Below are 919 nucleotides of genomic sequence, written 5' to 3' on the forward strand. Positions count from 1 at the left end.
ACAGTATCTGAAGCAAGAATATAAATATCCCAAGAGAAACTACCGGAACCATTGTCCGTCGTACGAATAATATGGCCATTAGAGTTTGGTGCTTCAGGGTTTGCCGCGTTTGGTTCAGTTCGACGAGAGTTATTAGTGAGCGTCCAGAAGACCTCTCCATTTTTGCCTATCGTCGTCCACTCTGGACGATCCATAGGCGTTGCACCAACAATATCTGCCGCAATGCGCGTGTTGATTAACAACTCAGCCATATCATTAAAACGAGCCGCTAGAGCTGGAACATCCATAGACAATTCTAACCAGTCCCCAGAGCCATCCTCGTTAAAACGAGCAACATACAAAGTACCTTCGTCTAGCGGGCTCTTGCCATCAGCAATTGCATGTTCCCATGCCATCGATGACTCAAACTTGTAGCAATAATCGAAGCGTTGGTCATCGCCCATGTAACAAGCAACGCGACCGTCATCTAGCTCTTTAATCGCAATAGCTTCGTGCTTGAAACGACCAAGTGCAGTGCGCTTAACAGGTTTTTGCGTGCCATCGAATGGATCGATCTCAACAATCCAACCAAAGCGATTTGCCTCATTCACGTAGTCTTCGTCATTCAAATCAAAACGCTTATCAAATGCGTACCATGCATAACCAAAACCAAATTGATTAAAACCATAACGCGCTCGTTCTTCTGTTGGTGTCACTTCACTGATAGAGCCAAAGTAACCATTGAAGTTTTCTTCACAAGTCAGATACGTACCCCATGGCGTGTACCCGGCACCACAGTTGTTCACAGTGCCAAGTGCAATATTACCTGCTGGGTTTTGTAATAATGGAGAATCCGCCGCTGGCCCAGAGAACTGCACTGGCGTATTAACGGTAATACGGCGCGTATTTTTGCTTTTAACTGTGCGCCATTGGCCTCTCC

General features: G+C 46.1%; 1 protein-coding gene. It reads right to left on the reverse strand.

What is annotated here, in order from left to right; genetic code table 11:
* On the reverse strand, positions 1-919 hold a 919-nt coding region (locus tag A3739_RS16020), incomplete at both ends, for a PhoX family phosphatase (protein ID WP_156502623.1).

The sequence above is a fragment of the Oleiphilus sp. HI0067 genome (assembly GCF_001635735.1).